We start from the raw sequence: 15,370 nt of genomic DNA, 5'->3' as shown, positions 1-15,370 counted from the left end.
TTTAAATATTTAACGGGCAAAGGATTTTACATAATGGCGCTCTTGCAAATTGCAGAACCAGGTCAATCAAGTGCACCGCATGAACATCGTATCGCGATTGGTATTGACTTAGGCACCACCCACTCATTGGTTGCCACCATGCTTTCTGGTAAAGCCAAAGTGCTACAGGATGAACAAGGTCGTGTACTACTGCCTTCAATTGTCCATTATGCAGAACAAAGCAGCCAATATGGTAACGATGCTGCGCCGTTTATTACTACAGATCCTAAAAATACCATTGTTTCTGTTAAGCGCTTTATGGGGCGCTCTAAAGCAGACATCAAGTTTCAACACCCCTACACTTTGGTGGGTGAAGACACTCAAATGCCTGCTTTTGAAACAGCACAAGGTCGTAAAACGCCTGTTGAAATTTCCGCAGAACTGCTTAAACAGCTCAAAGACCGTGCTGAAGCAAGCTTGCAGAATCCAATCAATGGCGCAGTAATTACTGTTCCTGCTTATTTTGATGAAGCACAACGTCAAGCTACCCGTGATGCTGCAGAACTCGCAGGCTTAAAAGTTTTACGCTTATTAAACGAACCTACTGCTGCTGCAGTTGCATACGGTTTAGATCAGGAAACCAATTTAGAACAAGACCGTAACTATGTTATTTATGACTTAGGTGGTGGTACTTTCGACGTTTCTATTTTGCGTTTTTCACAAGGTGTCTTTGAAGTTTTAGCCACTGGCGGTCATACTGCTTTAGGCGGTGATGACTTAGATCGCTTAATTGTAAAATGGGCAAAAAAACAGCTTCAACTTGAACACTTAGACGACGCAGAGCATGCGCATTTTATTGTGTCTGCCCGCAAAGCCAAAGAAGCGCTTAGCCAAGCAGAAAGTGTTGAATTAAAACTTTTAGAGCATACCCTACACTTAGACCGTGCAACTTTTGAAAGCATTATTCAGGTTGCATTGGATAAAACCATTAGTGTATGCAAACGTGTTATACGTGATGCCAAACTTGACTTAGATGACATTCAAAACGTGGTTTTGGTTGGCGGCTCAACACGCTCTTATGCTGTACAAAAAGCAGTCCAAGAAGTCTTTAATCAAGAACCATTATGCACCATTAACCCAGATGAAGTGGTTGCAATTGGCGCATCTATTACGGCTAATCAGTTAATTGGCAACAGTAAAGATGGTTCTTTATTATTGGATGTTACCCCACTGTCTTTAGGTTTAGAAACCATGGGCGGTTTGGTCGAGCGTCTTATTTCACGTAATACCGCCATTCCAGTGGCACGTCGTCAAGAATTTACGACCTATCAAGATGGTCAAACAGCAATGTTGATTCATGTGGTTCAAGGTGAACGTGATTTGGTGGAACATTGCCGCAGCTTAGGCCGTTTTGTTTTGCATGGTATTCCACCAATGACTGCTGGTCAGGCACGTATCGAAGTTACTTTCCAAGTCGATGCCGACGGCTTACTCAGTGTGTCTGCCAAAGAAACGACCTCTGGCGTCAGCGCTAATATTGATATCAAACCTTCTTATGGCTTATCTGAAGCAGATACCGAGCGTTTGCTGCTTGATGGCTTTAAATATGCCGAAGAAGATAAACAATTGCGTCATTTGCACGAAACTAAAGTTGAAGCACAACGTGAACTTGAAGCCTTACAACAAGCTTTAAAAGTTGATGCACAATTACTTAACCCTGCTCAGCTTGAAGCATTAAATGCAGCAAAAGCACAATTGGATGCTGAATTGGCAGGACAAGATATTAAAGCCATTGAACATGCCGTTGAACAGCTTAAAATACACAGTGATGCCTTTGCAGCGCTTCGTATGAATCAACATATTGATGCGGCACTCAAAGGTACCAAACTTGACGACTGGTCAAACTCAAACTAATTTAAGGTAAAGATTATGCCACGTATTAAAGTACTTCCACATGCGCAATTCTGCCCAGAAGGTGCTGAGTTTGAAGTCGAACAAAATGCAAATTTATGCGAAAGCCTATTAAAAAATGGCATTAAAATTGAACATGCCTGCGATATGTCTTGTGCATGTACTACCTGCCACGTTGTTGTACGTAAAGGTTTTGATAGCCTAGAAGAAATGGATGATGTAGAAGCTGACTTGCTAGACCGTGCTTGGGGCTTGGAGCCTGACTCTCGTCTGTCTTGCCAAGTTAAAGTTGTGGATGAAGATTTAGAAGTTGAAATTCCAAAATACACGATTAACCATGCTTCTGAAAATCATTAATTCTTTTTCGTTATAAAGAACTCAAAAGGCTGCCTCGGCAGTCTTTTTTATTTTGCGAATAACAAAATGATAACTTGAGTATTGTGCCAATATGCTATTCTCCGAACAAATTTTATACCCAAACTTAAAGGCTGTTGCCCAATTAGATTTAAACAAAATTTTGGAGAGAATAATGAAAAAAGCGCATTTAGCTATAAGCACGGTGTTAAGTTTATGCTTATGTACAGCCTGTAGTAAAAGCGAAAAACCAGACCAGATCGAAACCAACACGACACAAACAGAACAGAAAGTTGAAACAGCCCAACAAGCTCAAAATTTTGATATTAATCAGTTAGCCCAGACCAGTTTCCTTATATTTCACTTCCTGAAGGGTATGCTGAAAATGGCCCATCACTACAGGATTATGAACAGTTTTATTTTGCAATTCAACAAAACTATCACGCGCTTGAAGGAAAACTCTATAAAGTTCCATTATCTAAAACTTCAAACAATATTTCAGAACTCATTTTAATTAAAAGTTTTGAACAAAATATGCAAACCATAGGTGCGTAAAAATTAAATGATACTGAAATTCCTTTTCAGCTAACAGAAAAAATAGCTTACACCGACTCTAATATAGAGCTGAATATTGGCCAAAAAACATATACATACGGGTTTAAAAACAATGCAGAACAAGCTGTAATTGCCCAGCTTAGCCTAAACTCACCTAAAATTGTGGTTATGGAACTCAAACCATTTGAAGCAAAAATGCAAAAAGTGCAACTGAACATGCAACCACAATCGGATGAATTAGCTCAATCTATTGCTGAAACAGGCAAAGCAATTGTGCATATTAATTTTGCTGTAGATAGCGCCAAAATTGAAGCATCTAGCCAAACAGCTATTCATGAAATAGTGAAACTACTGCAACAGGATCCACAATTAAAATTATCTATTGATGGGCATACAGATAATACAGGTCTAGCGCAGCACAATTTAAAACTTTCTGAATCAAGAGCTGAAGCTGTTAAAAATGCGCTCATACAAGCAGATATTCAGGCAGATCGTTTACAGCCACGAGGTTTCGGTGCGTCACAACCCATTGCTGACAACACAACGGATGAAGGCAAAGCCTTGAATAGACGTGTAGAATTAGTGAAAATTCAATAGCTTTCGGAGTTAGTTACTCACAGGCAATAACAATATTTTAACTAAGTGCTAATTTCATTCAACTCAGACTGGATGGAATTAGCCTATGTTAAACGCTTGTTTAATAATTTCCTGATGCAGAACTGCTGTTTTATTTTAGTGCTAATGATATTGTTCTGGTTGGCTCGGTTCTGGTGTGGTTTCAATCACTTCATCTTCAAGATTCAGTTTCACGATGCCTTGAGAGTTGGTCAGATGTTGCTGGGTTTGAATACGCTTGATCATTTTTTCCAGTACCGTAATCAGTTCAGGATACTCAAAGTTTTGCACTTCATCTAAGTTCAGCAATAAATGAAAACCTTTGTATTCGTAGTCAAACCAACGCTGATAATCAGACTTACTGGCGGCATATTTTTCCATCACCTGCCATGTTCTGACTGGCCCCTGAATTCCTTTTAAAAAGATCGGCGCTTTAGGCGCACACAAATAATCATCTTTAATTAATTTATAAGTGTCATCTGATAATAAAATTTCATCCACCTCTGCTGCACTTTGCAAACGTGCAGCTAAGTTGGCATCACGCCCTACAATGGTATAGGCCATACGATGTGCTGCGCCATAATTCCCTACGTGGCAATAACCCGTACTAATGCCCATACGAATATGCAACGGTGGATACCCCATTTTAACCCAGCGCTCGCGCAATAATTTCATTTGCTGACGCATGGCAATTGCCATTTCCACACAAGTTTTTGCGTCTTGTTCTACGCCTTGAGTATTCGGGTCTCCAAAGAAAATTAAAATCGCATCACCCATGAACTTATCTACCGTCGCTTCATATTGCTTGGCAATTTCAGTCATGTGGCTCAAATAATCATTGAGTAAAAATGCTAAATCGTCTGGAATTAAGGTTTCAGAAAGCTCTGTGAAACCCTGAATATCTGAAAAGAAAATCGTCATTTTCTTACGTTTATATTCAATTTTTGCTTCAGATTCCCCTTTCATAATAGATTGCCAAAGCTGCAATGGTGCATAACGGCTTAACTGATTGGCAAACTCCATATAACGGTTCATTTGGCTATAATAATGGTCTTTTTTTGCCATCGTGAAACGAATTCGCTGCGCTTGATATGCACTGCCCATACCAAAATAAAAAATCATGCACAGAAAAGATAAAATGGTCAGTTCGGTACTACTTTGTTCAAAGTACTCATGAAAACCAAAAATAAAAATATTACAAAGATAAAAAACGCTAACAGCAAGTAAAGACGCTAAGGCCACTAAAAAGAAGGAAACTTTAATATAAATTGCAGTGTATAACAGCGCAAACAACGCCACAAAAGTCAGAACCAAGTTTAAATGTACTGCAGAAAGACAGGTAGCTACGACAACAATATCAATAATAAATAATAAGTTACGCTTAGCTTGATGATTTCGTTTGTATTGAATCCAGCGTGAGAGTTTAGGAATAATTAATAAAAGAAAAATAAGAAAAATAGGAAGATAGATTTGGTAATTGGTATCGGCATAGGTGTAGTGGTATACCACCATAATCAGGGATAAACTCGCATACCCGACTAAACGATGCAGGAATTCGAATTGTTTGGGATCTTTTTCCATCCAATTATACATGAACGCCGCAACCTACTCCGATTTAGGATTAAAATGCCACGCTTCCTGCGTGGCACCCGTGTTTAGAATTAATCCATTCTCCAGTCAAAAGGCATATCCCCTTGACCACGTAGCGCAAGCATTAAAGTTTGACGCATGTGCGCTAACACTTCATTGCTATAAGGAACTGCTGGTGTACCCCAAACAGGTTTAGGCCATGCCACGTCATTTTGATAACGCACAACATGATGAAAATGCAATTGTGGAACCATATTACCCAATGCAGCAACATTCATTTTATCGGCACGGAATACACGTGATAACTGGCTAGATAACCAGCTCGATTCACGTAAAAATTGTTCTTGGTCTGCCTGACTTAATTCATATAGTTCTGTAACCCCTGGCACACGTGGAATTAGAATTAACCAAGGGAATTGCATATCATTCATTAAACGACATGTTGACAGAGGAAAGTCGCCTACAAAAAAAGTATCTTGAGCAAGTTGTGGATGCAAACTAAACATATCTTTATAAATGACGCAAATTGTAATGATGGGTAATACTATCACATCCCTATTGAACTGAGTATGATTCCCATCGTGTTTCAGTACAAATAAAACATAATTTAATCACAATATTATCATGAAAAATTTTCATCATAGAATCATGTGCTTCTAGATAAAGTTTTCATAAACCAGTGTTTAAACTTCGTGTTTCAATCGCATATTTTAAACTCAGTTGTGCAAGGTTTTTAACAAGCTGTTCAGCATGTCAGCAATAAACTGAATCCGCTTTTCAGGCTCTTCTAACATCACCATGACTTTTAAACGCTGCCCGCCATCCATACGGAAATAGGTCGGGTGTTTTTGCATCATTTGAATAATGCTGATGGCTTGCACTGGCGTATCTGGTGAAAATTCGATATGACCACCATTGCTGCCAATATCAATTTTAGTGATACCCAACTGTTCTGCTTTTAAACGTAGTTGATGCACTGCAAACAATTGCTTCACTGCTTGTGGTGGAATGCCAAAACGGTCTATTAACTCCATACGAATATGATCGAGTTTGTCTTGGGTATCGGTATTACTAATGCGTTTGTAGAACAATAAGCGTTGATGTACGTCACCCAAATAATCATCAGGAATTAATGCAGGCATGTGCAAGTTAATTTCAGCAGTCAGTAACAACGGCGCATCAAAATTCGGAGTCTTACCTTTTTGAATGGCTTTGGTGGCTTTTTCCAACATTTCCATATACAAGCTATAGCCAATGGCTTGCATTGAACCACTTTGTTGCTCGCCTAATAGCTCTCCTGCACCACGAATTTCTAAATCTTCTGTCGCAAGCATAAAACCTGCACCCAAGGTTGATGCACGTTGAATTGCATCTAGGCGTTTTTCAGCATCGCCCTTTAAGCCCTTGATAGACGGCACAAGTAAATAAGCATAAGCTTGGTGATGCGAGCGCCCAACACGGCCACGTAACTGATGCAGCTGTGCCAATCCAAGTTTGTCGGCACGTTCAATTAAAATGGTGTTGGCATTTGGAACATCAATGCCTGTTTCAATAATGGTTGAGCATACCAAAACATTGTATTCTTTATGATAAAACTGCTGCATGACCTGCTCTAGTTCACGCTCTCGCATCTGCCCATGTGCCACAGCCACACGTGCTTCAGGTACTAGCTCACGAATCGTTTCTGCACTACGCTCAATAGTGTCTACTTCATTGTGCAGGAAGTACACCTGACCACCACGTAATAACTCACGTAAAATTGCTTCTTTTACGGTATCGCCCGTATGTTCCTGCACAAAGGTTTTGACTGCTAAACGGCGAGCGGGTGGCGTCGCAATAATCGACAAATCACGCATGCCACTAAATGCCATATTTAAGGTACGTGGAATAGGTGTCGCAGTAAGCGTCAGCATATCTACATCGGCACGTAGCGCTTTAATACGTTCTTTATCTCGCACACCAAAACGGTGTTCTTCATCGACAATCATTAAGCCCAATTGCTTGAACTGAATATTTTCTTGCAGAATTTTATGCGTGCCAATCACAATATCGACTTTGCCTTCGGCTAAGTCTTCAATGGTTTTTTGATGTGATTTACTTGAACCAAACCGTGATAAGACTTCAATACGTACTGGCCAATCGGCAAAACGGTCTTTAAATGATTCATAGTGCTGTTGTGCCAACAAAGTCGTTGGAACCAGTACAGCCACTTGTTTATTGTTCTGTACTGCTACAAATGCAGCACGCATCGCCACTTCGGTTTTACCAAAACCGACATCACCACACACCAAACGATCCATAGGTTTCGCCAATTGCATGTCGTGCAAGGTCGCTTCAATGGCATTGGCTTGATCTAGGGTTTCTTCATAGGCAAAGCCGCTAGCAAACTGCATATACAAGCTATGATCTAACTCAAAAGCAAAACCAGGTTTAGATTGGCGACGTGCTTGAATATGCAGCAATTCGGCCGCTACATCATGAATTTGCTCCAAAGCTTTGCGCTTGGCTTTATTCCATGCATCTGTGCCCAACTTATGCAAAGGCGCAAGGTCTGGATCACCACCACTATAGCGACTAATCAAGTGCAAATTGGTCACAGGTACATACACTTTGGCAGCATCGGCATAATCGAGCTGCAAAAACTCATGCTCTTGTTCATCGATGCTTAAAGTGATTAAACCTGCATAGCGCCCCACACCATAATCAATATGTACCACAGGTGCACCAATGCTTAATTCGGTCAAACTGCGAATTAAAAACTCTTCAGAAACTTCCTGCTGGCGTTTACGACGGCGTTGTACTACCCGATGCTCATAAAGCTGATTTTCTGAAATAACACTGAGTTTATCTTGAATGACTAAACCACGATCTAATGGTGCATTGGTGATTGCAATGGCTTGTAATGACTGCTGAAAGGCCTCAAAACTGTCGACTTGTGGAATTTCACCCAAAGCGGCTCGTAACGCATCTTTTAAAGTTTCTCGACGGCCTGCACTTTCTGCTACCAATAAGACAGGATGATTAGCAGCATCAATATATTGCTTCACTGCATGAAAGGGTTTTTCTTGTTTTGGATCTACTGCTAAACGTGGTGGTGTTAAGGTATTAAGATTCACTACACCTACTTTTTGCTCAAAAGCTTCGGGAGATGCAATCACTCGTCCAAACTGATTCAACTGTTCTAACAATTGGTGCGGTTGTAGAAATAATTGTTCAGGTGGCAAAATTGGCTGGTCGATGTTATGACGTCGGTCTTCATAACGATACAATACATCTTTCCAAAATTGAGTCAGTCCTTCATCCACAGCCTTATCTGTAATGACAATGCAATGCTTAGGTAAGTACGAAAGCAGTGTATTTTGACCTTCAAGCTGTTCATTAGTGAAAAATAGCGGGAAATAAAACTCTAAACCTGGTGATGCGATACCTTCCAACACATCCTGATACACTGGGTTCTTTTTTGGGTTGGCTGTTGGAAAACTCTCTGCATATCGGTCACGGAAAACTGCACGACCTTCTTTTAACGGAAACTCTTTCGCGGGTAAAACTGTAAAGTTTTTCAGACTTTGCGTGGTACGCTGCGTTTCTGGATCAAAAAACTTTAAGGTTTCAACTTCATCATCAAATAAGTCAATACGAATGGGGGCTTCCTGTCCCGAAGCATAAATATCCATAATACTGCCACGTACGGCAAACTCGCCGTGATCATAGACTGTATCAACCAAATGATAGCCTGCTTGTACCAAACGCTGTTTTTGTTGTTCTAAAGCAAATTTTTGCCCAACACGGATATCAAAATGCTCACCGAGTACCCACGTAGTTGGTGCAACACGCTGCGCCAAAGTCGTTGCAGATACCAGTAACACACCTTGCTGTGGCATATTGGACAAAATTGCCAAACGCTCTGAGACAATGTCTTGATGAGGTGATAGACGGTCATACGGTAAAATTTCCCAATCTGGGAAAATGGTCGGTTTAACCCCATAAAACTCTAATTCACTTTCCAACTGCGCCAAGTGTTGTTGATTCCGCGCCACAATGACAAATAAATGCCGACTCTGCTGACCAATTTCTTTAAACAATAATGCCGCAGCAGAACCTTGTAGATTGCCAATCCAGCGTTTTTCACCCGCTTTAAGTTGCGCTAAGTTGAGTTGAGAAATTTCTTGTTGGAACATGTATATAGCTTTAGGGTCTAAACAACATGGGGCTTATACTAGCACGATGAATTGACGGATTTGCGTAATTTTTATTAATCCTAAAGCTGTATATTTCTCATACTGGCATGCCCTTTTGAGTAAGCTTTTATATCTTTGAGCGACTTTAAAATTGTATTCACTAATTTTGTGCTATGCAGAACTTTACTTTTTATCACGTAAGAACTGTCGATAATAATCATTCAATTTTTTAACAATTACCTTAAATTCAAGCAAATTTTCTTCTGTATTGCCCACCATTTCATTAAACCGCTGCTGTGCAATTTCAAGATCAATTTTTTCATTGATAATCATGGCTGTAGAATACAGCTGTGCTAAATCATCAAACTGCTGCATACGGCGGTTTGACAAATAATTTAATCGTTCTGCCAAAATTTTGTTTAAAACAATCCCTTCTACAATATACCCCTGCTCAGCATCCCATTGTATTTGATGTGCTTCAAGATAAGCCTCTTCTTCTGCTTGCGCTTTATTTTTAAATAAACCTGTCAGCTTATTGAGCATATTGAACCTTCGGATGGGATGAATCTAGCAAAGTGCTGCACAGTTTAAAGGCTACACTGAACTGGATGCAACTGATCGAGTTTTATAGGCGTTCACTGTATTTAGCAAAGAATGACTGTGCTTAGGCTATTTGTAATAGACTTTTATTTTCAACGCTATTATTTCCCACCCTAAAAATGCAAAAAGCATCCTGAAGATGCTTTTCAATCCATTAAAAGTTTTTACAACTTATTTGCCGTAAGTTTTCTGCAAATATTTCACTATTTTTGCTGACTCAAACAAGCGTGTTTGTGTATTTGGATCAATTAAAAATGGGACTTGAATATTATTCCCCATGACCTTTAAAACTTGCTCGCGCTTACCACCCGCCAAAGGTACATATTTACCGGGTTTTAAGCGTAGTTTTGCCAAACCCTGATCTTGCCAACGCTCTTTAGCGACATTATGAAACTTATAAGGTAATTCAAGCTCTGTAAGTACACCTCGTACAATTCGCGTATAAGGACTACTTTCAAAACCCCATAATTCAAGTAATTGCTCAGGTGCAGCACGCTGAGTAATTTTTTGATTCACCCAAACACCACGTGCACCATTCAGCAAAGTACCCGCTAAAGCCAGATAAGGAATTTTTGGGTAATGCGCATATTTTTTCGGTGTTGTGCCTTTGTTACCATAATGTTTGAATAAATGCTGGATGATCTGCTCAGACTCATAAAGTTGATCACCAGTATTTTCATCTATTAAAAATGGAAATTGAGTTTTACCACCCAATTCTTTCACCAAAGGTCGATATTTTGTACCGCCTTTGGGGCATGGATAGACCTCATAATCTAAATTTAATAAGGTCATGACTTCTCGCACACGGCGGCAAAATGGTGAACCCTCAAACTCATATAACTTTAAAGCTTTTTCAGGTTGCTTAGGAAAAGCAGTGCCGTTCACACCACGCCCACCTTCAGTCAGCATAGATGCCAAAGCCTGTATCACTTTAATTTGATGATGCACCATCTTGTTTTCCTTTTTATATGCAAAACTGTCAGTCACTTAATCAAGTGGCTTATAGCTCTACCAGTTTTTCCTTTGCCACAATAATACCGTTGTTATCGGCATAGACGTAATCGCCCGAATTAAAAGTCACTTGTCCAAAATGCAAAGCCACATCAACTTCGCCCACACCTTTACGGTTACTTTTTTGTGGAATTGAAGCTAAAGCATGTACGCCTAGATCAAGTGCTGAAATTGCATCGACATCACGTACACAGCCATAAATGATCACACCATTCCAGTGATTTTTTACTGCAGATTCTGCAATCAAGTCACCCATTAATGCGCAGCGCATAGATGCGCCACCATCTACCACCAACACTTTGTCTGTGCCATCTGTAGCAAGTAACTCTTTCACACGTGAGTTATCTTCAAAACATTTTACTGTGACAACTTGTCCACCAAAGGTTTTTCGTGCACCGTAACTTTTGAAAAATTTACCATCTAAAGATGGAATCACCACTTGAAGGTTGTGGTCTGGATGGTCATCTAATAAGTCACAGGTCACAAATGGTACTGTAGACACGTCTTTCCCCTTTTACTTGGTTTTTTGTATTTGTAAATTATCATAGATTTGGTATTTATGAATTTGTGATTGTGCTGCCTCGACCATAGTATGAGCCACTTGCTTGGCTGTCACTGGCTTATATTGAAAATGCTGCGGGATAAAATGCGATATTTTATGATATAGCTTTTGACCTAGTCCTTCTAAACGGCGCTGTTCGTGGCGCTCCCCCAACAATAAAGATGGGCGCAAAATAGAAACTTTATCTAAATCCAGCATTTCAATATATTGCTCTAATTCGCCTTTAACACGGTTATAAAACAATTTCGAATTGGCATTGGCACCTAAAGCACTGACCAAGAGATAATGCATACCCTTTGCCTGTAGTAATTCTGCGAAATGTGCATTAATGCTGTAATCCACCGCATAAAATGCTTGCTGAGAACCCGCCTTTTTTAAGGTGGTGCCTAAACAACTAAATGCATGGCTATAGCCACTCACGTCTTCATCATTGAGCAACAAAAAATCTTCTAATATCAGACTTTGGACTTTTTCTAAGCTTTCTAATGCTGCACAAGGCTTACGTAAAACCACGGTAATTTTTTCACATTCAGGCAGCAGACTTAGCTGTTTAACCAAGTGCTGCCCAACCAAACCATTTGCACCAATTACAATTGCATTTTGAATAAAATTTGTCATTTTTTAAACAATCTCTGAGGCTTAGCCTTAATCTACCTGTTTCTTTCTGATTTTTCTGCATCTAAAATGTTGTCAAAGCATGTCAAGACTTGACTTAACTGTCTAGTTTCATCAAAATATGGCACTTGTTTACGGGCTGGTGATAATTCTTCTGATGTTGGTTTTCGGAAGTAATTGCAGCCCGCCCAGACCAATCTATTTCAAGGAGTGCACGAGTGGCAAACTCTGCTCAAGCTAGAAAACGTGCTCGTCAAAACGTTAAAGCACGTAAACACAACGCAAGCTTACGTTCTATGGTTCGTACTTATTTAAAACGCACAATCGCTGCTATTGCTGCTGGTGATTACGCGGTTGCTACTGAAGCTTACAAAAAAGCTGTTCCAGTAATTGACCGTATGGCTGATAAAGGCATCATCCATAAGAACAAAGCAGCTCGTCATAAGAGCCGTTTAAACGCTCAAGTTAAAGCTTTAGCTTCTAACTAAGTGTTATCAGCAAAAAAAGCCCGTTAGGGCTTTTTTTGTGCCTGTTATTTGGCGTATCTAATCTTTAACACCCGCTCGCATACAGTAAAAGCTTGCTGCATACCGCCAAGCAATCATAACCTCAAAATAAAAAACACCTCCTGAACAAGCCAAAAGGTGTTTTTAATGCAGATGATTATTTAAGGTCTAGCAACAATTTACTTCAGCATTAGCCTTAAATTTTGTGGACTTAAATACGCTAATTGCAAGCTGTTGTTGGCTTTTAATTGTGTCCATTGCTGGTTAGCTCCGCCCGTACAACCATAACGAATTAAACGTGCACGATTTTCTTTTAAATAGCCATGTTCTAAGTCAAAACATTGGCTACCCTGACGAATCGTCCCCGAAGCCGTGTGCATTTCCCATACTTGGCTGTCTTTAGAAGTACTACAACTTGCCAATGACACCACATTGCCGTTATTGGTTAAACATTGATCCATCTCAGCTTTGCTATGAATACGCCCTAAACCGTCATATATCCATTGTTCAGTTTCATCACCCGTACAGGCACTTGCACCACTGATATAGGCATTTTTCTGACCACTTGCCAATGTTTCAACTTTCAAACAGTTATTTCGGTTTTTCATGAGTGTGGTTTCAGCCACTACATTCTCATTATCTAAACCAAGTTGCGTGACAAAACTGCTTAAAGCCGTTGTTGCTTCTGGTTTTGCTTTTTCTAAGTGAGCACGATAAACATTCATCCAACGGTTTAATCGGTAGATGGCATTTTGCTGCTGCTCATAACGCTGTAACTGTTGCTGTGCAATAGAGCTTAATTCCTGACGGTGAGCTGCATAAGAATTATATAACAGCTGTGCTGCAGGTTTTAAAGCGACAACGGGTTGATTGGCTTGAGCCCCCAACTGTGCCTGAAACTCAGGTAATTCAATTTTTCTCAGTGCATCATAACCGTTCTCACGCCCAATTTTCACTGCAGGTTTTATGCTGTCGGTATATTGTGGAATATTCAGCGTAGATAATAGTTTTTCAGTTTCATTGGCTTTTTTACAGCACAACTGTACTTGTTGCGGCTGCTCATTCAGGGCTAAATTCACGTGTAACTTGTTGGCATTGCCTCGCATACGATTAGGAGACAAAGCCACGTTTTGGTTCCGATTGGCGTATTTAACATCTAACCAACATGCGGAATTTTCCAAACCACGTTGTGCAGCAGGTAAGTTATAGACATTCCCCCAGTTACTACGCGCAGCAGGATATAACACCCCTTGCTGAGTTTCAGGGTCATAGCCACCAATAATTGTAATGACAGGCACACCAAACAAGCGTGGTTTTAAATAATAACCATCAGCACTGTTATACCAAACCTCACTTGAGTTTGGCACTTTAGGATACGCCACTTCCATTTGGCGCGTGTCTTTATTCCACAATTTATAACCACTTGGCGAACTTTGATCCCACACGTGACGTGCGCCAAAATGTGGCTGAATTCGGATATGCGTACTATAACCAGTGTAGTGGGTATAACGGGAAATACTACTATTGGTTGCACCGCCAGACATGGCATCCCAACCATAAGCATATTGTTTTAAGAAGTTTGGAACACCATTTTTTCCATCACCCAAATTTCGAGAATGCCATGCTAAATTTCCGCACATTTTATTACGATAGCTAATATAGCCCCACCCACTGTCGGCATGGTGCGCAGCCCAAAACATGTTCTCGCCTTGAGAGCCAGGATAATGCCCTAAACCATAATGATGCCCAATTTCATGGCTAAACTCATTCCCCACCGAATCATAGAGTGTGAGCATACCATTACCCCCACTTAAGCCATGACTTTGATCACCATTGCTGTATTTACCACGCGCATGGTGAGTAATGACTGTTTGTGTCAGTTGGGGTTGTTGATGGCTCAACATGGAGGCACTGGTCACCCCCCAATTCGCAAGGTTAATGCCCACACTAAAGGTCGATTTTGCAGTATTTTCCCGCATATCACCCGAGTAGACACCACCTTCACCCGCACTTTGCGTATCGTAAATGGTGCCATTTGCCACCATCACCCGATCTAATTGAATATCATCATATTTCGCTACAGTCATTTGTGCGGCAGGAATGGTCTGAAAATAATCGGTACCCGCTTTTTCTGGTTCAAGCAACATATAATGCCCACCAGATTTTGGCGGTGCGGTTAATAAACCAATACGAATATTATTCAGCACCAACTCACCCGGAGCGGCAAAATCAATTTTTTCTGCTGGCAAAGTCCCGCTACGCTGCTTAGAATCCACCAAACGTAATTTCAAACCAGGGCGTATTTCATCCCAGTTTAATTTCGCTGACCATGCACGTTTACTATATAGCACCTCTGCACGACCATCCTGATTGCTCTGATCTGAAGCAGGTAACTGAGCTGGATCAGCTAAAGCAATACGACGTAACAAGCGTTCATTTTGATACACTTCAACTTGCAAAGTATTGATATTCTCCATACCCTGATTTGGCGTGACCAATAGCAATGCTTCTTTTTCTGAGGTCAAACGCGGCATTTTTTTTGCTTCGTTGCCATTCGGATCGACCACATGCCCTTGCGCGAATTGAATCATCGCCTGTAAATCACCTTCTAAATCATTACGCACTTCACGTGATTCAGAATTAGCGTTGTAATCAAAAAAACCGAGTGCAGACTGATTAATCACATCTTGCTTGGGTTCAGGATATGGATTGGCATGATTTGAATTAGTCGCCTCATCCCCACCGCCACCGCCGCCACATGCTGCAAGCATAGATGATAATACACATACACTTAATAGACTAAGCGAAAACCGAGTCACATTTTTCATTAATTTTTTTACCCCAATGTCAATTATCGACTAAAAACACAACAATAAACACATATTATTCAATGG

Annotated in this window: 13 protein-coding genes; 5 read left to right on the top strand and 8 right to left on the bottom strand. The window is 40.4% G+C overall.

Annotation, left to right across the window (positions count from 1 at the left end; all coding sequences use genetic code 11):
- Positions 1–33 precede the first annotated feature (33 nt).
- The 4 genes from hscA (at position 34) to HHA41_RS02060 (ending at position 3,396) form a co-directional block, all read left to right on the top strand.
- The gene (hscA, locus tag HHA41_RS02075; RefSeq protein ID WP_168460313.1) at positions 34–1,893 is read left to right on the top strand and encodes a Fe-S protein assembly chaperone HscA; all 1,860 of its coding nucleotides are present in this window, start codon (positions 34–36) and stop codon (positions 1,891–1,893) included.
- A gap of 15 nt (positions 1,894–1,908) precedes the next feature.
- Positions 1,909–2,247, top strand: coding sequence for an ISC system 2Fe-2S type ferredoxin (gene fdx / locus HHA41_RS02070; RefSeq protein ID WP_168419041.1), 339 nt, complete (start codon positions 1,909–1,911; stop codon positions 2,245–2,247).
- Between the two features lie 172 nt (positions 2,248–2,419).
- Complete coding sequence (locus HHA41_RS02065; RefSeq protein ID WP_168460312.1) at positions 2,420–2,758, top strand: hypothetical protein; 339 nt, start codon at positions 2,420–2,422, stop codon at positions 2,756–2,758.
- A 209-nt stretch (positions 2,759–2,967) separates the two neighbouring features.
- Entirely contained in the window at positions 2,968–3,396 is a 429-nt protein-coding gene (locus HHA41_RS02060; RefSeq protein ID WP_168460311.1) for an OmpA family protein, read from the top strand.
- Positions 3,397–3,537: 141 nt separating this feature from the next.
- Here the strand turns inward: HHA41_RS02060 and HHA41_RS02055 are convergent, their stop codons facing one another.
- The 7 genes from HHA41_RS02055 to HHA41_RS02025 form a co-directional block, all read right to left on the bottom strand.
- Complete coding sequence (locus HHA41_RS02055) at positions 3,538–5,007, bottom strand: adenylate/guanylate cyclase domain-containing protein (RefSeq protein WP_168419379.1); 1,470 nt, start codon at positions 5,005–5,007, stop codon at positions 3,538–3,540.
- Positions 5,008–5,075: 68 nt separating this feature from the next.
- Entirely contained in the window at positions 5,076–5,510 is a 435-nt protein-coding gene (locus HHA41_RS02050; RefSeq protein ID WP_004976660.1) for an HIT family protein, read from the bottom strand.
- Positions 5,511–5,720: 210 nt separating this feature from the next.
- Positions 5,721–9,182 (bottom strand): transcription-repair coupling factor, encoded by a 3,462-nt coding sequence (mfd, locus tag HHA41_RS02045; protein ID WP_168460310.1) that lies wholly within the window; start codon positions 9,180–9,182, stop codon positions 5,721–5,723.
- Positions 9,183–9,365: 183 nt separating this feature from the next.
- A complete protein-coding gene (locus tag HHA41_RS02040; RefSeq protein ID WP_168419377.1) occupies positions 9,366–9,725 on the bottom strand; it encodes a hypothetical protein in 360 nt (119 codons plus the stop codon).
- Positions 9,726–9,953: 228 nt separating this feature from the next.
- Positions 9,954–10,733, bottom strand: a complete 780-nt coding sequence (locus tag HHA41_RS02035) for a glutathione S-transferase N-terminal domain-containing protein (RefSeq protein WP_168460309.1) — start codon at positions 10,731–10,733, stop codon at positions 9,954–9,956.
- A gap of 49 nt (positions 10,734–10,782) precedes the next feature.
- Positions 10,783–11,295 carry a ribonuclease E activity regulator RraA gene (gene rraA / locus HHA41_RS02030; protein WP_168460308.1) on the bottom strand — a complete coding sequence of 171 codons (513 nt, stop codon included), beginning with the start codon at positions 11,293–11,295 and terminating at the stop codon, positions 10,783–10,785.
- Positions 11,296–11,307: 12 nt separating this feature from the next.
- A complete protein-coding gene (locus HHA41_RS02025; protein WP_168460307.1) occupies positions 11,308–11,973 on the bottom strand; it encodes a nucleoside-diphosphate sugar epimerase in 666 nt (221 codons plus the stop codon).
- 215 nt (positions 11,974–12,188) lie between these two features.
- Between HHA41_RS02025 and rpsT the strand changes: the two genes are divergently transcribed.
- A complete protein-coding gene (gene rpsT, locus HHA41_RS02020) occupies positions 12,189–12,458 on the top strand; it encodes a 30S ribosomal protein S20 (RefSeq protein ID WP_004976669.1) in 270 nt (89 codons plus the stop codon).
- Between the two features lie 197 nt (positions 12,459–12,655).
- Here rpsT and HHA41_RS02015 read toward each other — a convergent pair whose 3' ends face one another.
- Positions 12,656–15,304, bottom strand: coding sequence for a M66 family metalloprotease (locus tag HHA41_RS02015; protein ID WP_168460305.1), 2,649 nt, complete (start codon positions 15,302–15,304; stop codon positions 12,656–12,658).
- Between the last annotated feature and the right edge of the window lie 66 nt (positions 15,305–15,370).

The organism is Acinetobacter sp. A1, assembly GCF_012371315.1.
Classification (GTDB): Bacteria; Pseudomonadota; Gammaproteobacteria; order Pseudomonadales; family Moraxellaceae; genus Acinetobacter.
The sequence above is the reverse complement of the archived record's forward strand: the minus strand, read 5'-3'. Positions and strand labels throughout refer to the sequence as shown.